Annotated in this window: 21 protein-coding genes; 12 read left to right on the top strand and 9 right to left on the bottom strand. The window is 36.1% G+C overall.

Annotated elements, in window-relative coordinates; all coding sequences use genetic code 11:
* Nucleotides 1-6: 6 nt before the first annotated feature.
* The 4 genes from ACYQ3P_RS04230 (at nucleotide 7) to ACYQ3P_RS04215 (ending at nucleotide 4366) form a co-directional block, all read left to right on the top strand.
* On the top strand, nucleotides 7-366 hold the full coding sequence (locus tag ACYQ3P_RS04230) for a hypothetical protein (RefSeq protein WP_460176697.1): 360 nt from the start codon (nucleotides 7-9) through the stop codon (nucleotides 364-366).
* A gap of 1252 nt (nucleotides 367-1618) precedes the next feature.
* Complete coding sequence (locus ACYQ3P_RS04225) at nucleotides 1619-2923, top strand: cytochrome ubiquinol oxidase subunit I (protein WP_460178046.1); 1305 nt, start codon at nucleotides 1619-1621, stop codon at nucleotides 2921-2923.
* A gap of 2 nt (nucleotides 2924-2925) precedes the next feature.
* The gene (cydB, locus tag ACYQ3P_RS04220; RefSeq protein WP_460176696.1) at nucleotides 2926-3951 is read left to right on the top strand and encodes a cytochrome d ubiquinol oxidase subunit II; all 1026 of its coding nucleotides are present in this window, start codon (nucleotides 2926-2928) and stop codon (nucleotides 3949-3951) included.
* A complete protein-coding gene (locus tag ACYQ3P_RS04215) occupies nucleotides 3947-4366 on the top strand; it encodes an RrF2 family transcriptional regulator (protein WP_460178045.1) in 420 nt (139 codons plus the stop codon). The genes cydB and ACYQ3P_RS04215 overlap by 5 nt, the downstream gene beginning before the upstream one ends.
* On the opposite strand, the gene ACYQ3P_RS04210 is transcribed toward ACYQ3P_RS04215, so the two are convergent.
* Entirely contained in the window at nucleotides 4361-4906 is a 546-nt protein-coding gene (locus ACYQ3P_RS04210) for an HD domain-containing protein (protein ID WP_460176695.1), read from the bottom strand. The genes ACYQ3P_RS04215 and ACYQ3P_RS04210 overlap by 6 nt on opposite strands.
* 21 nt (nucleotides 4907-4927) lie before the next feature.
* Here ACYQ3P_RS04210 and ACYQ3P_RS04205 point away from each other — a divergent pair, with 21 nt between their 5' ends.
* On the top strand, nucleotides 4928-5404 hold the full coding sequence (locus tag ACYQ3P_RS04205; protein WP_460176694.1) for a methylated-DNA--[protein]-cysteine S-methyltransferase: 477 nt from the start codon (nucleotides 4928-4930) through the stop codon (nucleotides 5402-5404).
* Here the strand turns inward: ACYQ3P_RS04205 and glgP are convergent.
* Together glgP and ACYQ3P_RS04195 are read right to left on the bottom strand one after the other, a co-directional pair.
* Nucleotides 5370-7064 (bottom strand): alpha-glucan family phosphorylase, encoded by a 1695-nt coding sequence (glgP, locus tag ACYQ3P_RS04200; protein ID WP_460176693.1) that lies wholly within the window; start codon nucleotides 7062-7064, stop codon nucleotides 5370-5372. The two genes, ACYQ3P_RS04205 and glgP, sit on opposite strands and share 35 nt — an antisense overlap.
* On the bottom strand, nucleotides 7055-7861 hold the full coding sequence (locus ACYQ3P_RS04195; RefSeq protein ID WP_460176692.1) for a 1,4-dihydroxy-6-naphtoate synthase: 807 nt from the start codon (nucleotides 7859-7861) through the stop codon (nucleotides 7055-7057). Before ACYQ3P_RS04195 ends, glgP begins: the two co-directional genes overlap by 10 nt.
* Nucleotides 7862-7945: 84 nt before the next feature.
* Here ACYQ3P_RS04195 and rpsT point away from each other — a divergent pair, with 84 nt between their 5' ends.
* Nucleotides 7946-8248: a 30S ribosomal protein S20 gene (gene rpsT / locus ACYQ3P_RS04190; RefSeq protein WP_460176691.1), complete on the top strand. Its 303-nt coding sequence runs from the start codon at nucleotides 7946-7948 to the stop codon at nucleotides 8246-8248.
* A gap of 55 nt (nucleotides 8249-8303) precedes the next feature.
* On the opposite strand, the gene ACYQ3P_RS04185 is transcribed toward rpsT, so the two are convergent.
* Genes ACYQ3P_RS04185 through cobA form a run of 3 tightly spaced genes read right to left on the bottom strand, consistent with a single transcriptional unit; the run spans nucleotide 8304 to nucleotide 12087 of the window.
* Nucleotides 8304-9215 carry an AEC family transporter gene (locus tag ACYQ3P_RS04185; RefSeq protein ID WP_460176690.1) on the bottom strand — a complete coding sequence of 304 codons (912 nt, stop codon included), beginning with the start codon at nucleotides 9213-9215 and terminating at the stop codon, nucleotides 8304-8306.
* The gene (gene hemG / locus ACYQ3P_RS04180; protein ID WP_460176689.1) at nucleotides 9215-10567 is read right to left on the bottom strand and encodes a protoporphyrinogen oxidase; all 1353 of its coding nucleotides are present in this window, start codon (nucleotides 10565-10567) and stop codon (nucleotides 9215-9217) included. The genes ACYQ3P_RS04185 and hemG overlap by 1 nt, the downstream gene beginning before the upstream one ends.
* Complete coding sequence (cobA, locus tag ACYQ3P_RS04175) at nucleotides 10549-12087, bottom strand: uroporphyrinogen-III C-methyltransferase (protein ID WP_460176688.1); 1539 nt, start codon at nucleotides 12085-12087, stop codon at nucleotides 10549-10551. The genes hemG and cobA overlap by 19 nt, the downstream gene beginning before the upstream one ends.
* Before the next feature lie 232 nt (nucleotides 12088-12319).
* Between cobA and ACYQ3P_RS04170 the strand changes: the two genes are divergently transcribed.
* A complete protein-coding gene (locus ACYQ3P_RS04170; RefSeq protein ID WP_460176687.1) occupies nucleotides 12320-12589 on the top strand; it encodes a hypothetical protein in 270 nt (89 codons plus the stop codon).
* 2 nt (nucleotides 12590-12591) lie between these two features.
* On the opposite strand, the gene ACYQ3P_RS04165 is transcribed toward ACYQ3P_RS04170, so the two are convergent.
* Nucleotides 12592-12999 (bottom strand): hypothetical protein, encoded by a 408-nt coding sequence (locus ACYQ3P_RS04165; protein ID WP_460176686.1) that lies wholly within the window; start codon nucleotides 12997-12999, stop codon nucleotides 12592-12594.
* Nucleotides 13000-13323: 324 nt separating this feature from the next.
* Between ACYQ3P_RS04165 and ACYQ3P_RS04160 the strand changes: the two genes are divergently transcribed.
* Genes ACYQ3P_RS04160 through ACYQ3P_RS04150 form a run of 3 tightly spaced genes read left to right on the top strand, consistent with a single transcriptional unit; the run spans nucleotide 13324 to nucleotide 16344 of the window.
* Nucleotides 13324-15246: a thioredoxin domain-containing protein gene (locus ACYQ3P_RS04160; RefSeq protein ID WP_460176685.1), complete on the top strand. Its 1923-nt coding sequence runs from the start codon at nucleotides 13324-13326 to the stop codon at nucleotides 15244-15246.
* 20 nt (nucleotides 15247-15266) lie between these two features.
* Nucleotides 15267-15782, top strand: coding sequence for a type 1 glutamine amidotransferase domain-containing protein (locus ACYQ3P_RS04155; RefSeq protein ID WP_460176684.1), 516 nt, complete (start codon nucleotides 15267-15269; stop codon nucleotides 15780-15782).
* Complete coding sequence (locus tag ACYQ3P_RS04150) at nucleotides 15775-16344, top strand: sulfite oxidase-like oxidoreductase (protein ID WP_460176683.1); 570 nt, start codon at nucleotides 15775-15777, stop codon at nucleotides 16342-16344. Before ACYQ3P_RS04155 ends, ACYQ3P_RS04150 begins: the two co-directional genes overlap by 8 nt.
* A 6-nt stretch (nucleotides 16345-16350) precedes the next feature.
* On the opposite strand, the gene ACYQ3P_RS04145 is transcribed toward ACYQ3P_RS04150, so the two are convergent.
* Nucleotides 16351-17028: a pentapeptide repeat-containing protein gene (locus ACYQ3P_RS04145; RefSeq protein WP_460176682.1), complete on the bottom strand. Its 678-nt coding sequence runs from the start codon at nucleotides 17026-17028 to the stop codon at nucleotides 16351-16353.
* A 515-nt stretch (nucleotides 17029-17543) separates the two neighbouring features.
* On the opposite strand from ACYQ3P_RS04145, the gene ACYQ3P_RS04140 reads away from it, so the two are divergent.
* Together ACYQ3P_RS04140 and ACYQ3P_RS04135 are read left to right on the top strand one after the other, a co-directional pair.
* Nucleotides 17544-19205, top strand: a complete 1662-nt coding sequence (locus tag ACYQ3P_RS04140; protein ID WP_460176681.1) for an IS1634 family transposase — start codon at nucleotides 17544-17546, stop codon at nucleotides 19203-19205.
* Nucleotides 19206-19249: 44 nt separating this feature from the next.
* Entirely contained in the window at nucleotides 19250-19495 is a 246-nt protein-coding gene (locus tag ACYQ3P_RS04135; RefSeq protein WP_460176680.1) for a hypothetical protein, read from the top strand.
* A gap of 74 nt (nucleotides 19496-19569) precedes the next feature.
* Here ACYQ3P_RS04135 and ACYQ3P_RS04130 read toward each other — a convergent pair whose 3' ends face one another.
* Nucleotides 19570-19848, bottom strand: coding sequence for a hypothetical protein (locus ACYQ3P_RS04130; RefSeq protein ID WP_460176679.1), 279 nt, complete (start codon nucleotides 19846-19848; stop codon nucleotides 19570-19572).
* Between the last annotated feature and the right edge of the window lie 509 nt (nucleotides 19849-20357).

The following is a 20357-nucleotide window of genomic DNA, read 5'->3' as shown; positions in this document are numbered from 1 at the left end:
AACAAGATGCCTGCAACCCTTGAGGAAAGAGTAGCATATCTCGAAGGCAAGGTAGAAGAGCACACCACAGGCTTGCGCGATGTTAAAGAGATGTTTATCCATATAGAGGGTAAATTTTTACTTCTTGAACAAAGGCTTTTTGAGACAAATAAAAGAATAGATAGCCTAAACGATACTCTAACCGCAAGAATAAATAGCCTAAACGATACTCTAACGGCAAGAATAAATAGTCTAAACGATACTCTAACCGCAAGAATAGAGGAAACAAATAAAAGAATAGACAAGTTGTTCTATTTCATCCTTGCTTCTCTTGTAAGCTCTATAGGCTCTTTGATTGGTATTATAATTTCCCTTGTTGTCAAATAATGACCATCATCAAGTAGCAGAAAATCCAAAGGTCAAGTCTTGAATTTTAGCGGATTTATACTTTGGGGAAAATAAGGAAAGGCTATTTTTCATGGGAGGCAAATGCCTCTCTTTTTTTATGTTCCCTCTTGTCAGCTGTAGATATTTGAATTGTTCCTTTGTGCCTCTGACACTTTTTTCAACTAAATTTGCAATTACATTGGATCATTGCAAGGTATTCCATTCCCGTCATTTCGAGCAAAGCGAAGCAATCTCGCCTTTTCTTTTTATTTTCAATGAAAAGATCACTTCGGCTTACTGATGCAAGTCTCGTGATGACCAAAAAAGTTGCATTGTAAGGGTGCCCCTTTACTCGTCATAACGAACTCGCCACGCCTCCGACTCGAGACAGGCTCTGAAGCGAAGCGATTTCTCAGTGCTTTTCATTGAGAGCCATGTAAGCAATCTCGTCTTTCTTTTTCAATAAGTAACGGGATTACTACGCAATGCTCGCAATGAAAGGATGAGACATAAAGAAAAGGGATTGCAAGCCTGCCTTGCAGCAGCCTTGCGATGAAAAAGAGAGATTGTTACATCTTACTTGCTGTCATGCTTAATAATTGCAGGCTAACAAATCTTGTCTATAAAATCGCCTCAAGTTTGGTATTTTAAAAAATGTATTTCAAAAAAGAGATATACAAGCGTTAATGCAAGCTCCCTATTGCGAGCGATAGCGTATCAATTTCTGAGATTGCTTCGTCGCTATCGCACCTCGCAATGACGAAGGAAGGGGTCATTGCGAGCCTGCCGACAGGCAGGTGAAGCAATCTCTGAAAAAGGCTTTATTTAAAAATAAAGACGAGATTGCTTCGGGCACTTCGTGCCCTCGCAATGACCGAAAAAAGACAACACCTCGCAATGAGAGTTAAAAATGTCTATTTTTAAAAGGTTTTTGTAATTTTTTGGATTTCTATCATCATTTTTGGTATTCCGAAAAATAGAGATAGACACTCGTCACTGCGAGCCCCCTGTTGCAAGCGATAGCGTGGCAACCTGGAGCGAAGCAGTCTCTAATAAGGCTTTATTGAAAAACAAAGTAGAGATTGCTTCGCATCCTTTGGGTGCTCGCAATGACAGAAAAAAATACTTAATTTTCAAATGGTTATACCAATTATTGGATTTCTATCGCTATTTTTCGGGGTATTCTAAGGGCTTGACAGAAATTTTAAAAGTGGATAAAATTAGTCTAAAACAAAAAATTCTGGAGGGAGGTATGGATGCTTTATTTTTAAGTAGGCTTCAGTTTGCAGTAACTGCAGCCTTTCACTTTATCTTTGTTCCTTTAACTCTTGGGCTTTCTGTTTTGATTGCATGGATGGAAACAAAGTATGTTAGAACTGGGGATGCTGATTATCTGAGAATGGCTAAGTTTTGGGGAAAGCTTTTTGTGATTAACTTTGCCTTAGGCGTTGTAACCGGTATCACAATGGAGTTTCAGTTTGGTATGAACTGGGCTGAATATTCAAGGTATGTTGGTGATATTTTTGGCTCTCCCCTTGCAATTGAGGCAACGCTTGCATTTTTCCTTGAGTCAACATTTCTTGGAGTTTGGATTTTTGGTTGGAACAGAATTTCTCCTAAGCTTCATGCTCTATCTATATGGCTTGTTGCATTGGCAACAAATCTTTCCGCACTCTGGATTCTCATTGCAAACGGTTGGATGCAAAATCCTGTCGGATATGTTATTAATGCTGGAAGGGCTGAAATGGTTGACTTCTGGGCAGTTGTCACAAATCCCTACGCAATTTATAAGTTTTTCCACACAGTTCTTTCAGGCTGGGTTGTAGCAGGATTCTTTGTTCTTGGCATCTCTGCATATCATCTGCTAAAAGCCAATGAAACAGAATTTTTCAAAAAATCTGCAAAAATAGGTGCTGTATTCGCTTTTGTTAGCTCTATTTTGGTTGCAGGCATTGGTGATTTTCATGCAAAAGAAGTTGCCCATACTCAGCCAACTAAACTTGCAGCAATGGAGTCTTTGTGGGAAACTACAAAAAACGCACCGATGTATCTCCTTCTTGTACCAGACCCTGCTAATGAGAGAAATTCAGTTGAAGCTATAGGAATTCCCTCTTTCTTGAGTATTCTCGCAGGCAAAGAGGAGATAAAAGGGCTTAAGGAATTTCCACCATCTGAAAGACCTCCTGTAACTTTAACTTTCATAAGCTTTAGGCTCATGGTTGGACTTGGGTTTTTGTTCATAATTCTGTCTCTGTGGGCATTAATAAAGATGAAAACAATTGAAAATCAAAAAACTCTTCTTAGGCTTCTTTTGTGGTCAATTCCTCTTCCATACATTGCAGGTCAGCTTGGATGGATTGTTGCTGAAGTTGGCAGACAACCCTGGATTGTGTATGGATTGCTTAAAACAGCAGATGCAGTTTCAAAATCAGTAACCACAGGGCAGGTTCTTGCATCATTTATCGGATTTACTCTTTTTTATGGTGCATTAGGTATCATTGACATATACCTTCTTGCAAAGTTTGCAAGAAAAGGACCTGAGCCAAAGGAGGTGTAAGAATGGAGTTTCAAATAATATGGTTTATTTTATGGGGACTTTTATGGGCAGTTTTCTTTGCCCTTGACGGATTTGATTTTGGTGCTGGTATTCTATATCCATTTATCTCAAAAAATGAGATGGACAAAAAGGCTGTAATCCATGCAATAGGTCCTGTATGGAATGGAAATGAAGTATGGCTTATAACTGCAGGTGGTGCAACATTTGCTGCTTTTCCAACTACTTACGCTTATATGTTCAGCTATCTTTACACTCCGCTTCTTATAATTCTCTTCGCACTAATTCTGAGAGGTGTTGCAGTTGAATTCAGACCAAAGGCTTTGACTGAGGGTCAGAAAAAACTTTGGGATTTTGGAATATTTGTTGGAAGCTTTGTTCCTGCTCTTCTTTTCGGAGTTGCATTCGGAAACATTTTTATGGGACTTCCATTTGATGACTCAGGCTATTATGGAACACTCTTTAAACTTCTCAATCCATATGGGCTTGTTGTAGGACTTCTTTTCCTGTTCACATTCATTGTGCATGGTGGACTTTGGATATCAATAAGAGTACCTAATTCTTTGGCTGAAAGGGCTGTAAAAAATGCAAAGACTTTCTGGTATCTTCAGGCTGTCTGTGCAGTGCTATTCTTAATCCTTACTGCAGTTTATACAAATCTCTATGACAATTTTATAAAATATCCAATTTGGTTCATAGTTTTGGCACTGGCTGTTTTATGTCTTCTATCAACCGGATTCTTCATCATGAAAAACAGAAGGGGCAAAGCTTTTGTCACATCAGCTCTTTTCATAATTACCCTTGTATTCAGTGGAGTTATTGGACTTTATCCAAATCTAATTCCCTCATCTATTGACCCAAAGTACAGTCTTACAATTTTTAACTCTTCCTCAAGCCCATACACTCTTAAGATAATGACAATAGTGGTAATACTTTTTGTTCCAATTGTTCTTTTCTATCAAGCATGGGCATACAAGACTTTTATGTATAAAATAACAGAAGAAGAACTTAAAAAGGAGGAAGGCTATTAAGGGACTGCAGATTACAAGGGAAACAGACTATGCAATTAGAGCTGTGCTTTATCTTTCTAAGAAGGCAAAGGAAAATGCTACAGCCATAGCAGAGGAAATAGCTAAGGAGATGCAAATTCCTATGAGTTTTCTGAGAAAGATTTTGAAAAAACTTGAAAAAGCGGGTTTACTGCAGATTAAAAGAGGAGTATCAGGAGGGATTAAGCTTTTAAAACTTCCTCATGAGATTACTCTTTATGATGTTATAGTTGCTATGGAAAAAGAAATAGCACTTAACAGATGCGTAACAAGCAAGAAAACATGCGGACTTTCTAAATTTTGTCCTGTTCATCCTGTATGGTTTAAGGTTAAGGCAAGACTTATAGAAGCACTTAAGGAGATAAATTTTGCACAGCTTTCAGGGGCTGCCTCATAGGGCAGTCCCTTCAAAAATTTCCATCCATTCTTTGAATGTTTTTACTTTCTCCTCCCCGTATCTTGAAAGGTCTTTTAAAATCTCGTCAACGCTTCTAACTTTTACAGAACCATCTGCTTCCTTAGAAAAAAATTTATCCGCATAGGCAATGATTTTTTCTTCCAAACTTACTGGAAGCATGTCCCTTTGAGGCAGGGGAAGGTTGTTTTTTATTATTTCTTCCTTAGTTATTCCTACACCTGTGTGCCTTTCACATACTAATGCATGTAGGACAAGTCCTTCTCCTTCAAGAAGCTGTCTTCCCAAATATCCATGAGCAATGTAGGGATAACTTCCATGACAGTCAAGCTTTGGTGTATTTGTCATAAAAATTCCAATGTCATGAAGCATTGCAGCTTCATAGATAAAATTTTTGTCAACCTCAAATTTTTCAGCTATCCTAAGAGCTTTCTCTGCAACTGCCTTTGAATGGTTTACAAGAATTTGATATGCCTTTGATTTTGGGTCATAAAATTTTATGATTATTTCCAATGGTTCCATGATTGATATTATAATGTCTGTATGAAAATTATTCAATATAACTCTCCGATCGGAAAGCTTTTTCTCTGGTTTGACGATAATCTTATCCTTTTAAAAATTGAAAAAGCCCAAAATACAAAGAATATCGCTGAAATTAATACATCCTATCCGATAATAAAATCTCTTGACGATTACTTCTTAGGCAAGACAAAAAACATTGAATATCCTTTAACCCTTGACATTATTTCAGAGTTTGACAAAAAAGTTTTAAATCTCGTAAGACAAATTCCCTACGGCTCAACAGTTACATACAAGTTTTTAGCAGAAAAGTTAAATACATCAGCAAGGGCGGTAGGACAGGCGCTAAAAAGAAATCCATATCCTCTCATAATTCCATGCCATCGGGTAATAAAATCCGATGGCTCTATCGGAGGCTTCTCTTTAGGAGTCAATGCTAAAAAATGGCTCCTTGAGCATGAAAAAGCTATCTTATGTAGGCTTCTGTCACATAAAATCTAACCATTCTGTGTGTATTGAAATAATAAGCATTCAAGGCAATTGCATTTTTCATAACCTTAATCCAGATATCTCTTTTATCATAAAACATAGGTAATATCTCATTTGAAAGCTTAAAATATAAATCTTCCGCATCCCTTTTAGGATCAGAGGTCTCCTCCATTGTTCCTATTGCCCATCCTGTATATCCTTCTATCCATCCTTCTATCCACCATCCATCAAGAACACTAAAATTTGGAACACCATTATGGGCTGCTTTCATGCCTGAAGTGCCCGATGCTTCATATGGCTTCAGAGGTGTATTAAGCCATATATCAACACCAGAGACAAGCTTCATAGCAACTTCCATATTATAATTTGGCAGGAAAACTATCTTTACCCTATCTTTAAGCCTCTCCTTAACCTCAAATATCTGCTGGATTAACTTTTTACCACCCTCATCTCGTGGATGAGCTTTTCCAGCATAAATAACTTGTATTCGTCCTTCTCCTATTATTGCAAGCCTTTCAGGGTCAGATATGAGCAAATCTGCTCTTTTATAAGGCGTTGCCCTTCTTGCAAACCCAATTGTAAATGTATCGTAATTAAGATTTGCACCAGTAACTCTGTTAACATAGTCAATTAAAGATCTCTTTGCTATCATATGAGCATCCCATACTTCCTCAGGAGGAATTTTCCATACCCTTACAAACATTTCAGGCTCATTTGCCCAGCCAGGAAGGTATTTATTGAAAAGGTTTTTAAATGGCTCGCAAACCCATGTAAATGAATGAACTCCATTGGTGATAGCATGTATTTCATAACCGGGAAACATTTTTTCTGAGACTTCTTCATGTTTTTTGGATACTCCATTTATATATTCACTTAAATTAAAGCCAAGAAGCGTCATATTAAGCATTCCATCGCCTGCAAGCTTTTTAATTAACCACATAGGAACTGGTTCACCAAGAATCTTTTTAACAAGTTCATAGGGAAATCTGTCATGTCCTGCCTCAACAGGCGTATGAGTTGTAAATACGCAAAGCTCCCTTACTTTTTCTACATTCCATACAAGTTCTTCTGCCCAAACTTCCTCAATAGGTCTTTTAAATTTATTTAGCAATTCAAGAGTAAGCAGACTTGAATGTCCCTCATTCATATGATATTTCTTAATCTCAAAGCCAATGGCTTCAAGCATTCTTACTCCACCAATTCCCAAGATAATCTCTTGCTTTAAACGATACTCTAAATCTCCTCCATATAACCAATGAGTAAGGGGTCTGTATTCTTGAGGATTTTCTGGTATATCAGTATCTAAAAAGATTACTGGCACTTTTCCACCTGTTGTGCTTTCAATAACATAAAGCCAAGCAGTAATAAACAAAGGCTTTCCTTCTATTGTGACAGAAACCTTGAAATCAAGTTTTTTCAGATATTTTTCAATGTCCCACGGGTCTGGATGCTCAATCTGCCTGCCAAAAGGGTCAAGTTCTTGCTTGAAATATCCCATTCTATGAATCAGTGTTACACCTACCATCGGAATTCTTAGGTCTGCAGCAGATTTAAGAGTATCTCCTGCTAAAATACCAAGACCACCGCTGTATGTATGCATTTCTGGTCTAATTCCAATTTCCATTGAAAAATAAGCAATTCTGGGTTCTTTTGTAAATATTTCTATCTCCATATTCCCACCTCTTTAATTTTTTTCAAAAAAATGTCTATAGAAGCTCTTCCTTGCTCTGCCAAATCAAATGAAAAATCATTAACATAAGTTTTAATGTGAGACATTATTACCTTATCATCAAGCTCTTGTGCGTATTTTTTGATAAAGGGCATTACTTCATCAATGTTATTTTTTGAATATTTTATACTTTCTCTTATCATTCTTTCCAATGCTTCTTTGTAAGGCATCTGCTTTCTCATAACAATACATCCAAGCGGAATTGGAGTATTTGTCTCTTTTTTCCAAAACTCACCAAGATCAACAATAAGACTCAAACCAAGTGATTTATAAATAAATCTTCCCTCATGAATCAGCACTCCTATATCAACCTCATCGTTCAAAAGTTTGTCAAAAATTTGGTCATATCTTATGAAATGCAAAGAATATCGCTTTTTGCTAAAAAATTTTTTCCAATAAAACCACATAAGAGCCGAAGCAGTAGTAAGCTTTCCAGGAAGGGCTATTCTGATTTTTGGCAATTGGCTAATTTTTTCTAAATCCTTTGTAACAGCAACTGGTCCAAATTCAGAAATAGCACCACCTGAATTGAGAAAATCATACTTATCTTGAAAATAATAAAAAGCGTGAACTGAAACCTTTGAAATGGGAAGCTTTCCTTTCATGCAAAGATTATTAAGCCTTTCAACATCCTCTATGATAAAGTTAAAACTAAAGTTTCTAAGATTTATTCTGTTGTTAAGCATTGAATAGAAAATAAAAATGTCATTAGGACATGGCGAAATTCCAAAATTGAGCATAAATAATTTTACAGCTATTGAAACATTTGTGTAAACTATGGTAATTTTAAAAATTGAATACTATTTTATTAAGGAGGCATAATCTTGGCAACTACAAGGTCAACGATTAAAAAAAGAAGCAAGTCTGTATTGAAAAGAATCAGGCAAAGTGAAAAAAGAAGGATAAGAAATAAGTCATGGATCACAATGATTAAGACACAGGTGAAAAAAGTAGAAGAAGCGATTTCCAAAAACGAGAAAGACGCAATTCAAAATCTCCTGAAGGATGCAGTAAAAATTATTACAAAAGCAGCATCAAAGGGCATAATTCACAAAAACACAGCCTCAAGAAAAATTTCAAGATTAACAAAGAAAGTTAACCTATATCTTCAGCAGTCAGCAAATTAAATAAATATTAAGAGTAAGGAGGATTGAAGGCTCAGATGCGAATTCTCCTTACTCTTTAAACAAAAAATCCGACGATTAACAATGAAAATATTGTTGTAAGAAAAATCATTTCAATAGATGTTCTCATATCAATCCCAAAGGCTGTTGCAAAAATCATACTAAGAAGCATTGAAGGCATTGCTGCCTCAATCATGCAAACATTAAGAGGTACACCTGATAATCCGAACATTTTACCGCAAATTAAAGCCAACATTGCCGAAACTATGACTTTTATTATAATTGCAGGCAAAAGTAAAACAATTCTCTCAGGCGTGACAATTTTGATTGAAAATCCTACAATAGCGAGCATTAAAGCGATAATATAACCTGAAATAATTCCGACTGTATTAATTAGTTCCATTGGCATGGGGAAATTAAATTCCCTTAATAAAAAGCCTGCCAGAAGTCCCCATATTGGTGGAATTTTTAGAACTGTCTTAAAGGAATCCCAAATCCTTATGCTCTTTGCCTTTCCATACTTCATACAAACAGCAACTGCTACTGTCCATGTAAGTGGAGTACTTCCAAAAAAATCATATGTAAAAGCATAACCCATCCCCTCTGTTCCATATAGCTTTGTCAAAATAGGCAAACCTATGTAAAGCACATTTCCAAAAGAAGAGCATACAATTAAGGCTCCTAAAACTTCTGATTTAATCTCTTTGGTATAAATTTTTCTATAAATAAACCAAGCAAGAAAAACACAGCTCAATATAGTAAGGTTTGCCACAAAAGCAATTTTTAGATGGCTTGTACTGAAAGGCATTGTATAGGTAGTCTTCAAACATACAAATGGAATAATATAGTAAAAAACAAAGGAATTTATTCTGTCACGAAAATAATCAACTTTCTCTACTGAAGCTCCAAAAATCGCAAAAATTATTCTAAGAAAAAAGCCTGATAAAATATATAGGAAAATCTCAAACACTACGAATTAAGTTTTTCAGCAAGTCTCAAGGAGTTTTCAATGCAGTCATTTACACTTACGCCTCTGTATGCATTTCCAGTCAAATATAACCCCTGAAAACTCTTGAGAATCTCCTCAATGCGAAGAAGTTTTTCCTCATGCCCAAGTTCATACTGGGGGATAGCCTTTTCCCATCTGAAAATCTTTATAAATTCAGGCGAGCCTTTAATCATTAATAGATTGCTTAATTCAGAAATCGCTGTATCAACAAGTTTATCATCGGGTAACATAGCGAGTTCTGGAGCTCTCCTTCCTCCTATCATGCTTCTTAATAATACATACCCTTCTGGAGCTCTATTTGGAAAGATGCTTGAGTCAAAAAGTGTTCCAAGAATTTTTCTTTTCTCTCTGTAGGGAATGAGAAAGCCATAAAGATTTGTTCCAAATCCTATCTGCTCTTTTTTAAAACCTAAGGCAACTACGCTAAGGGGTGGATAGGGTATGCTATTTAAAATCTCTGAAAGCTCCTTGTTTAAATCCTTCAGTATATTCGCTGAAACATAGGCAGGACATGCAAGAATAACTTTTTTAGCCTCAAATGTTTCACCATTTTCCAAGTGCACAGTATAGAAGTTGCTGTTTTTTGACAAGCCCACTACTACTTTGCTCCTTATAATTTTTGAGGACAAAACAGACTCAAGAGTATGAATCAACTCACTCATTCCGCTTTTAAAAGACATCAAGGTCGTATCAGGCTGAGCCTGCACTTTGCTCCTTTCTTTTTTAAGTGCGAGCAAGCCTTTTATTAGTCCTCCATATTTTTTCTCAAGCCAGTAAACCTTCGGAAAACAGCTTTTCATACTCATGCGCGAGGGGTCTCCAGCATATATTCCTGTTGACATTGCATCAATGAGTTTTTCGTAAAACTCCCTGCCAACCCTTCTTGATACGAAGGATTCAACTGTCTCGTCAATATCATCTTTTATGGGCGGTATAAAATATTCCCTAATCATTCTCATTCTTCCCTTAATGGAAAGAAGCGGGGAGAGGAAAAACTTAACTGGATTGTCTGGTACTCTGGTTAGTTTACCGTCTATAAGAATATATCTGACCTTTGAGCTTTCGCTTCCTTTTACAGGCGTTAAATTTAGCTCCTTTGCAAGATTCAATGTTGAGGGTTTGGTTGGAAGAAAGCCATTTACCCCTCCTTCGCATAGAAATTCAGATGCATTCTCTGTAATAATTTTGCCTCCTACTCTTTTTTCTGCCTCAATTATTCTTATATCAGCTTTCGGATTTTTTTTAAGTAAAAAATAAGCGAGGGAAAGACCTGAGATTCCTCCTCCGACTATTACTATTTCTGCTGCGCCCATTTAATTATTGCCTCCACCATGTCCTTTATTGTTGATTTTTCTGGAATTATGGAAACTTTGTATCCAGCCTTCTCTATTGCCTTCGCAGTGGTTTTTCCTATTGCTGCAATAGCTACCTCTTTTAGCAGAGCAGTGGCATCATCCTGAAGTATTTCAATCAAATTATTAAAGCTTGAAGGAGATGTAAATGTTGCAACAGTAATCCTGCCTTCCCTAAGAAATCTTTTTAGCCTTTTTCCATGCTCAGTAGGCTTAACAGTCCTGTAAGTAATTGGAGCATCAACTGCAATGCCAATTTTTTGGGCATCCTCAATAAAACCTTTCAAAGCGATATCTGAACGGGGATATAGAATTTTCAGTGATTGATGTGTGGTGGATATTGACTCGTGATTATTAAACTTTGATTTGAAGGATTCAAAAAGTCCTTTTGCACTGAATTCTTCAGCAACTAAATCTGCCTTTATACCATAATTTTTAAGGGTATTTGAAGTTTCTGGACCTATAGCACAAATTTTAATTCCCCTTAAATCCCTTATATCATTGTCATGATAAAGAAATCTTTCAAAAAAGAATTTCACAGCCCGTGGTGATGGGAAAACGATTGCAAAATAATCATTTATCTTTTCAATTGCTTTATCCAAATCCGTAAGATCATCGGGAGGAAGAAAATCTATGGTAGGAAACACAAACAGCTCAGCTCCGAGGTCTTCAAGCTTAAGATATTCAAAAGTCAATCTTCTTGTTATGAGAACTCTATGTCCAAAAAGAGGCTTTTTCTCATACCATCTAATCTTTTCGCGCAAAGACACAACATCTCCAATTACAAGAATTGCTGGTGGAGTAATTTTATGCTCCTTTGCCAATGAAGCAATCTCAGCAATTGTTCCTGTAACAACCTTTTGCTCAGGTCTGGTTCCCCAGCGGATTATTGCAGCTGGAGTATCTTTTTTAAGTCCTTCATCTATAAGTTTGTTTGTGATAGAATCTAAATTTCGCACACACATCAAAAAAATTAGCGTTTCTGCAGCATTTGATGCCCTTATGTGAGTAAAAATTCTCTCTTGTTTTGATAAATCCTCGTTCCCTGTGATTACAGTAAAGGCAGATGCTATTCTTCTATGAGTAACTGGAATTCCAGCATAGGCAGGAACAGCTATTGGAGAAGTTATTCCAGGAATAATCTCAAAATCTATTCCCTCTTCATACAAAACCTCAACCTCCTCGCCACCTCTGCCAAATACAAAAGGGTCTCCGCCTTTTAGTCTGCAGACAACCTTGCCTTCCTTAGCCTTCTCAACAATCACCCTATTTATCTCATCCTGCGTCATTTCATGATGTCCGCCTCTTTTTCCAGCATAAACAAACTCTGCTCCTTCTTTGGAATAGGTGAGAAGTCTTGGATTTATATGAAAATCATACACAATGCAGTCAGCCTGTTGAATTGCTCTGACGCCTTTTAAAGTAATAAGTCCTGCATCACCAGGTCCTGCACCAACAAGAAAAACCTTCCCTTTTCCCATCAAGTCTCTCCTATATTGATTGATAATATCTAAATTTTAACACACTCAGATAGGCATTAAAAAGAAACAATAAAATCATCTTCGGGATAAAAGCATTGTATTGCACTTTATATTCAAAGACAGTAAATGTCCATGCCAGTTGAAAAATGAGAGTCTTTCATTGATTATCAATCCTTTATTGCTTTTATTTTTATGTTGTGATATTATAATGCTAAAAAAAGAGGAGGAAGCCATGAAGAAAACATTAGCTGGAGTATTAACAACATTTTTTGCACTATCTTCATTTACATCCTTTGCATGTGCTCAGGATTTAAAGCCTGTGCAGGTTTTTGAGTCAAAGTGCAGTAAATGCCACAGCATTGACAGACCTAAGTCACAGAAAAAAACAGCAGATGAGTGGAGAAGAACTGTTAAAAGAATGCAGTCAAAGAAGAATGCCAACATTAATGATGCAGAGGCTGAAACTATAATTAAATATCTCTCTGAAAACTACGGTAAATGAATTTATTTTTTACCACTGCGCATGTAGGTATTAAAAAGGGCTTTTCCCAAAAAGAAGTCAAGCCATGCTAATGCAATGTATGGAAGAGTGGAGTATTTTATTATGTCCAAAAAGGCAATTGTGCTGATTTCTATTTGTGCTATGCTGTAATGAATCATTAAAACTGTGCCATAAATTACAATCATTCCATTTAAAACATAGCCATATACTGTAGTTTTTCTGAAACAGAAAAGCAAAGATACAAGAGTCAAGTCAAGAAAAGACAAAAATGTGGCTAAAAAATTGGTGAAGTCAAATTGATATCTCCCTTCGTTATCACTGAGAATCAAAAATGGATGAATTTCGTAATGTCTGATAAGTCCCAAAAAAGCAAGAAAAATCAGAGAGACAATAAGTATAATTTTTTTCATAATTTTCGCCTCTTTCCTAAAATCTCACCGAGTATCCGAGATAGAAAGTAAGAGAAACTGCAATTATATGAAGAATCCACCATCCTAATTTATATCTCATGAAATGCTGAATCATCCCAACCTACCCAAAAGATGCCCTAAAGTGTAAACAACGGATATTCCAATTAAATGAACTATCCACCAACCTGTTCTTAAAAAACTAATTTTCTTTGAAAATCTCTCTCCTTTCATTTTCTTTGCTCCTATCAAATCTTATTCGTTATGATAACACTGATTTATAAAAATTTCAAAGAATTAAAAAAGATTATTTTGATATAATTAAACATGGGCGAAAGGTTAAAAAATTCAAAAAGCCCTTATCTAAGGAAAGCCTCTCAAGACCTTGTTGATTGGCATGACTGGTCAGATGAGGCTTTCAAAAAAGCAAAGCTTGAGGATAAACCAATTCTTCTTTCAATTGGTGCAGTGTGGTGTCATTGGTGTCATGTCATGGCTCACGAATGCTATAGAAATCATAAAATAGCTGAATTTATCAATCAAAATTTCATTCCAATCAAAGTTGACAGAGATGAAAGACCTGATATAGACAGAAGATATCAAGAAGCAGTGCACATACTTGCAGGAACAGGCGGATGGCCACTAACAGTATTTTTGACTCCTGAAGGTCATGCATTCTTCGGAGGGACATATTTTCCTCCAGAGCCAAGATATGGCAAACCAAGCTTTTTAGAGCTCCTTCAAAGGGTTATTGATGTTTACCGTAGCGGAAGGGACAAAATAGAAGGCGCAGCTGAAGAGGTTACAAAATTAATGGAAATACAAAAAAAGCAAGAGTCCACTGAACTACCATCCATAGAATTTATTAATGAAAAAGTTAAACAAATTTTATCAAGCATAGATTTACAAAATGGAGGTTTTGGAAAAAATCCAAAATTTTACTTTGCTCCAACCCTTGAATTTCTCCTTGACTTCAATATCATAAAACCTATGGAAATTATTAATCAATTAATTATTAAAACCCTTGATAAAATGGCAATGGGTGGAGTTTATGACCATCTTCTTGGTGGATTTTTCCGATACTCAACTGATGATAAATGGTTAATCCCTCACTTTGAGAAAATGCTATATGACAATGCCCTTTTGCTTAAGCTATATGCAAAGGCATGGAGAATGTTCAAAAAAGAGCTTTATTTAGAAGTAGTAAATGGAATAGTAAGATACTACAGAGATTATGGAAGTTCTCCTGATGTAGGATTTTTTTCATCGCAGGATGCAGATATTGGAGAGCTTGATGAGGGTGGCTATTATACTTTTACTTACGAAGATATTGAAAAAATACTGACTTCCAATGAATTCAGAATAATCTCTCAATATTTTGGAGTTTCAAAGCATGGAAACTTTCATAATTCAAAAAATGTGCTCTATATTGCAAAAACTCCCGAGGAGATAGCAGAAATTGAGAAAATGTCCTCTCAAGCAGTTAAAGAAATCATAAATTCAGCAAAAGCAAAAATGCTTAAATATAGAGAACAAAGAGAAACTCCCTATATTGACAATACAATATACACTGATTTAAATGGAATGATGATTGAAAGTCTTGCCATCTCAGGCAGACTTCTAAAGAATCCAGAATTAATAGCTATGGCTGAAAGGGCTGTAAGGAGAATTTTTAAAGAAAATTATCGCAATGGAAAGCTTCTTCACAGTCAGGATGTTGAAGGATTTGCAGATGATTATGTCTTTTTTGCAAAGGGACTTTTTGAGTTATATCAGGTTACAGCAAATGAGGAGTATTTGACGGAATCTTTAAATCTTGTTAAAAAGGCATTAGAATTATTCTCAGACAATGGCGGGCTTTTATACGATACTGCTGAAGGAAAAGAGCAAGGCTATCTTAGACTAAGAAGCAAAGTAGTTTTTGACAATCCAGCCCAGTCTTCAAACGGAGTGCTTCCTTATTTGCTTATTTGTTTTTACAATCTTACTGCTGATAAATCTTATATGGATTTATCAATTAAAATGCTTAATGAGCTTGTTCCATACATTGAATCAAATCCTATATTTACGGGTTCTTCCCTCAGGAGTCTCTTTGCATACTCCATAGGAATAAGAAAAATAGAGACAAGGGACTACTTTGAAGAAGCTCTATATGATATTTATCCTTTTGCCATTGTGCTTAAAAAGGATATAGATGGCGTAATCATTTGCCAAAATGAAAGGTGCGAAAAATTTGATGATTATAAATAATTGCCTTAAGAGGTGTGAAAATGAAAGCCTTAATTATTAGTGCAGATAACTTTGAGGATACTGAATTGCTTGTTCCCTTTTATAGGTTAATAGAAGAGGGCATCAAAGTTGATGTTGCATCCATTACAAAGGATAAGATTAAAGGAAAACATGGCTATTTGGTGGAGGTAACAAAAATTGTGGATGATATAAATCCAGATGAATATGAAATATTGATTCTACCCGGAGGGAAAGCTCCTTCTGTACTGAGAGAGGACAAAAAAGTTGTTGAGATAGCTAAATATTTTATGGACAAAAACAAGCCAGTTGCTGCTATATGCCATGGACCTCAAATTTTGATATCAGCAGGAGCAATCAAGGGCAAGCATGCAACATGCTACAGAACAGTCAAACAGGAACTCATTGAAGCAGGAGCAATTTATGAGGACAAAGAGGTTATCGTTGATGGAAATCTTATCACATCCAGACAGCCATCAGACCTGCCATACTTTATTAGAGAGATTGTAAAAAAATTAAAGGAGCATAGAGATGTCTGAGGCAAAAAAAGATAGACTTCCTCCAGGTCAAAGATTAATCAAAGACTTTCCAGCACTTCATTATGGAACAGTTCCGTATATTGACATCAGAAGCTGGAGATTTCAAGTTACTGGATTGGTTTTAAACCCATTAATTCTTACATTTGAAGAATTTCTTAAGCTTGAAAGTTCAGTAATTACTGCTGACTTTCACTGCGTTACTGGTTGGTCAAAGTTTGATATAACTTGGAAAGGTGTAAAATTTAAAATTATTGCTGAATTGGTAAAACCTCTTCCTGAGGCAAAATTTGTAGACATTATTGCTGAAAACGATTATACAACAAGCCTTCTAATTGAAGTTGCAATGGATGACGATGTAATATTTGCCTATGAATGTGAAGGAAAGCCATTGACTCCTGAGCATGGCTATCCTCTTAGGCTTGTTGTTCCTAAAAAATATGCCTACAAGAGTGCCAAGTGGGTAAAGGCAGTAGAGTTTATGAAAGAGGACAGGCTTGGATTTTGGGAACAGAGAGGATACAGCAACTCTGCAGACCCTTGGAAAGAGGAAAGATACGGATAGAGTTTTTTAATCCCTTTTCGCACCTTCAAAATTTGCTCTTGTTTGAATTGTAGCTCTCAGTCTTGCTCCTCTCAAATCAGTGTTTGATAGGTTTGATGCATTCAAATTAACATCTAACAAAGAGGCATTCTTTAGGTCTGCACCTGATAAATTAGCTGCATTTAAATCTGCCTTATCCAATACAGTATTCTGAAGAATAGCATCAGAAAGATTAGCACCTGTCAATGTTACTGCAAAGGCATCAACATCTGTTAAGTCAGCTTTGCTGAAATTTGCAAGAGTAGAATCACTCTGTCTTAACTTTGCTCCACTTAATTTTGCATTTTCAAAATTAGAGTGAAGAAGGTGGGAAGCACTCAGATTTGCTTTTATGAGATTTGCTCCAGAGAAATCAACACCAACAAAGGATGAGAAACTCATATCAGCGTTGACGAGATTTGCGTTTTTCATATTAGCTCCTGCAAAATTTGAACTGCTCAAATCACAGCCTGATAAACCAGCATCTTCAAAGTTGGAAAGAGAAAAATTCGCACTATTAAGTTTGGCACCTGTAAATTTACATCCCTTAAAATTAACAGCGATAAGCTCAGTTCCACTGAGGTCAATGCCTGAAAGGTCATAACCAGAAACATCACCTGTAGTAGATGCCAACTCAATTACTTTAAATTTTGAAATTCTTTGCATTTTATTTAACTCCTTTTTTGAAAATTTAATCATTTCGGATATTTATTTGTCAAGGCAAGCATTAAATCAGAAAATAGAGATAGACACTCGTCACTGCGAGTCCCCTGTTACGAGCGATGGCATGTCAATTATCCACACCGTCACTGCAAGCCAAAGGCGAAGGAGTTTCTTAATTTAGTAAGACGTAAAGCTTAAGAATTGAGAGGAAAAGACGAGATTGCCACGCATCATCCTCTGGTGCTCGCAATTACAGTAAAAATGTCTATTTTTTAAATGGTTTTAATTGTTTTAAGTTTTCTATCGCTATATTTTTTGGAATAATTGAAGCGTCTTTAAGCCCAACTTCATCAATTTTCAGCCTTTAAAAATATCAAAAGCTTTATAATTCAATAAGTTATATCTTTTTTCATTCAATTTTGTAGTCTAACCTAATTTCATTATTTTTGCCTATTTATTCCCTTAAATATTGACTTTTTTGTCTAATTTTTGTATGCTAAATAAAAAAGGAGGTAACTATGTTCGTAAAAGAATCTTGGTCAACAAAAAAAGGTAAAAAATACAAAACCTACGAAATATCTAAAGCTTACAGAGACAAAAAAACTAAAAAGGTTAGGCATGAAAAAATTGCCAATATCACTCACTTAGGTGAGCCTCTTATTTCCAAAATAAGGCAACTGCTTAAGTCACCTGAGAAAAAGGTTGTAGTGGACAAAGACAAGTTTTTTGAGGATGCAACTTCAGTAGGGCATATACTGTTACTGTTAGGATTTATGATGAAGATAGGATTTCTGGGATGGTTAAGGCATTTTCCAAAGAAGGTAAGAGATTTGCTTTTGGCAGTAGTGCTTAACAGGATAATAGAGCCAAGGAGTAAGTATGCATCAGTGGGATGGATACGAAGAAGTGGTTTTATGGAACTGTTTGATTTAAGGGAAGAGGATATGCATGTAAATGAGATATACAGGGCAATGGACAAGTTGTATGAGAAGATGGATAATGTGTTAGATGATTTTTATAAGACGGGAGCACAAGGGACAAAGTTGTTGCTTTATGATATTACCTCAGTATACTTTGAGGGTCAAGGACCTCTGGGGCTTGCAAGATATGGATACTCAAGGGATGGGAAGCCCGATAAAAAGCAAGTATTGTTGTGTTTATGTTTGAACGAGAATAAATTTCCAGTGCATTTTGATGTTATAGAAGGCAACATATCAGATAAGGAGACAGTAAAGGGACTAATAAGTCAGTTAAAGAAGAGATACGACATCAAGGAGGCAGTATTTATAGGAGACAGGGGGATGGTGACATTACAGAATATAGAGTATCTTGAGAGAGAGGGGATAAACTACATATTAGCGATGAGATTTAGGGAAGCAAAGAAAATGGTAGAGCAGAGGGGTATACAGTTAGATATATTTCAGAAGGAGTTGCCAGTGACCATCTATATAAGTGAAGAGGAAGGGGTAAAGAGCAGATATGTACTATGTGGGTCTGAATACAGAGAAAGCCATGACAGGGAGACATTGGAAAGTATACTTAAAAGGGGCAGGGAGGCATTGGAAAAAGTAAGGCAGATGGTAGAAAGAGGAAAGCTAAGAGACAGGGAGAAAATACTGAGGAGGGCGCAGAGGAAACTGACAAAAAGTGGAGCTGAGAATTATTATGATTTCAGATACGAAGAAGGCAGATTTCAGATAATAGCAAAGCAAGAAGCTATAAAGAAGGCATATGATATGTGTGGGAAGTATATTTTGCAGACGACATTAATAAAGGAAGAAGATGAAGAGATAGAGAGGCAGTATAAGGAATTACAGACAGTGGAGGATGCATTCAAGCAGTTAAAGGATTTTGTAGAGATAAGACCGATATATCATTATAAAGACAGGAGAGTAAGGACGCATATATTTTTATGTGTGGTAGCCCAGACAGTGTTAAACAGGCTAATGGATGAGTTGAAGGAGAAAGGATGGTTAAGGGAGAGCAAAGAAAACAGTCTGAAGAAGTGTTTGGACAAATTTTATGAGATAGGGATAGGAGGTTTTGAGATAGAGGGGGAGAAAATAAGGATTATGAGCAAAGCTAAGGAGGAACATAAAAAGATACTTAGAATATTGGGAGTAGGGGATAAGATTTTCAGAACTTACGAAAGTGCGAGAGAATTTTGTAGGCTAATCTAAAAATTATAACTCATTGATTTTAAAATTTTTTTATTCAAAAGTTGATGCAGTGGGGTGTAGGGACATCAGCGAATGCACTTAAGATACAGATATGGACGGCATTAATAGCGATACTGATACTGAAGTATCTGAAAGAGTTATCAACATTTGGATGGTCATTAAGTAATCTAGTTGCATTGTTGAGACTAAACCTATTTACATATAGGAATTTATGGGAATGGATAAATAAACCGACAGAGACACCGCAAATTGAGCCTCAAATAGAACAGTTAAAATTTAGACTTGTTTAATTGGACAGCAAATAAAAAGAAAGGGGGGTAACCTGATTTTGAAAAAGCAAATTTTCTTGTCCAAAAGTCTTATTTTATGCGGATGTTTTTTTTGAGTTTAGATTATTTTGGACAGCAATGATCTTTCTTATACTTTCATAGCTTAAGTTAATGTCATGAACATCCTTAAGTTTATCCTTAAAGTGAAGTATGTTGAAATCCCAGTACAAAGACTTTTTCAAGCTTATGATCTCATCCTTGACGGAAGAGTCAATCTTTAGGGCTGTGGGTGGCTCAGGTATTTTCCTTAAAAGTCCCTCAAAACCCTGAAACTTGAACCTCTCCTTTAGCCTTAAAACCTGTCTGTAACTCAACCCTAATATCTCCTAAGCTTGTTTAAGGGTTAAAAAGCCTAATAAGACTTGATTCATTACTTCAAACCTCTTCAACTCTTCCTCCGTAAAAATGTATTTTTTCTCCATAAAACCTCCTTCCTTTAGATTGCTTGCCTAAAAGAAGGAGGTTAACATATATGTGACATTTCAATTTAGTAAAAACAGATGACATTTTAATATAGTAACCACACATTTCTCTTCCTCCATTTGATTTTTTTGTTTTTTCTTCCCTTATCCTATCATCGTGGGAACTCATTCAGGCTGTCTGAGCCTAATGTTCCGTTCAGGCTTAAGGGAAGGGAGAAGGTGGTGGACAACATTGCGAACGGTCTTTAAGACCTATGACAAATCGTCCTTGCCCACCTTCTTTCTTCCTTTTATTTTAACTTATCCCTGTTTAGTGTCCATATATTTATCATACGATGACGACAAAGGGGGGCAACCTCGCAATGATCCCTCTTTTGTCATCACGAGGCTTGCGAAGCAAG

The sequence above is a fragment of the Thermodesulfovibrio hydrogeniphilus genome, from assembly GCF_054657355.1.
This window is presented reverse-complemented; position numbering and strand designations above follow the sequence as displayed.

Bases quoted from the DNA above. Each gene is read 5' to 3' on its own strand.
- ACYQ3P_RS04170 (WP_460176687.1), top strand. From the start codon at position 12,320: ATGAAGAAAACATTAGCTGGAGTATTAACAACATTTTTTGCACTATCT.
- glgP (WP_460176693.1), bottom strand. From the start codon at position 7,064: ATGGAGATAGAAATATTTACAAAAGAACCCAGAATTGCTTATTTTTCA.
- ACYQ3P_RS04150 (WP_460176683.1), top strand. From the start codon at position 15,775: ATGTCTGAGGCAAAAAAAGATAGACTTCCTCCAGGTCAAAGATTAATC.
- ACYQ3P_RS04145 (WP_460176682.1), bottom strand. From the start codon at position 17,028: ATGCAAAGAATTTCAAAATTTAAAGTAATTGAGTTGGCATCTACTACA.
- cobA (WP_460176688.1), bottom strand. From the start codon at position 12,087: ATGGGAAAAGGGAAGGTTTTTCTTGTTGGTGCAGGACCTGGTGATGCA.
- ACYQ3P_RS04225 (WP_460178046.1), top strand. From the start codon at position 1,619: ATGGATGCTTTATTTTTAAGTAGGCTTCAGTTTGCAGTAACTGCAGCC.
- ACYQ3P_RS04165 (WP_460176686.1), bottom strand. From the start codon at position 12,999: ATGAAAAAAATTATACTTATTGTCTCTCTGATTTTTCTTGCTTTTTTG.
- ACYQ3P_RS04160 (WP_460176685.1), top strand. From the start codon at position 13,324: ATGGGCGAAAGGTTAAAAAATTCAAAAAGCCCTTATCTAAGGAAAGCC.
- ACYQ3P_RS04205 (WP_460176694.1), top strand. From the start codon at position 4,928: ATGAAAATTATTCAATATAACTCTCCGATCGGAAAGCTTTTTCTCTGG.
- cydB (WP_460176696.1), top strand. From the start codon at position 2,926: ATGGAGTTTCAAATAATATGGTTTATTTTATGGGGACTTTTATGGGCA.
- ACYQ3P_RS04210 (WP_460176695.1), bottom strand. From the start codon at position 4,906: ATGGAACCATTGGAAATAATCATAAAATTTTATGACCCAAAATCAAAG.
- ACYQ3P_RS04230 (WP_460176697.1), top strand. From the start codon at position 7: ATGCCTGCAACCCTTGAGGAAAGAGTAGCATATCTCGAAGGCAAGGTA.
- ACYQ3P_RS04140 (WP_460176681.1), top strand. From the start codon at position 17,544: ATGTTCGTAAAAGAATCTTGGTCAACAAAAAAAGGTAAAAAATACAAA.
- ACYQ3P_RS04195 (WP_460176692.1), bottom strand. From the start codon at position 7,861: ATGCTCAATTTTGGAATTTCGCCATGTCCTAATGACATTTTTATTTTC.
- ACYQ3P_RS04155 (WP_460176684.1), top strand. From the start codon at position 15,267: ATGAAAGCCTTAATTATTAGTGCAGATAACTTTGAGGATACTGAATTG.
- ACYQ3P_RS04135 (WP_460176680.1), top strand. From the start codon at position 19,250: ATGCAGTGGGGTGTAGGGACATCAGCGAATGCACTTAAGATACAGATA.
- hemG (WP_460176689.1), bottom strand. From the start codon at position 10,567: ATGGGCGCAGCAGAAATAGTAATAGTCGGAGGAGGAATCTCAGGTCTT.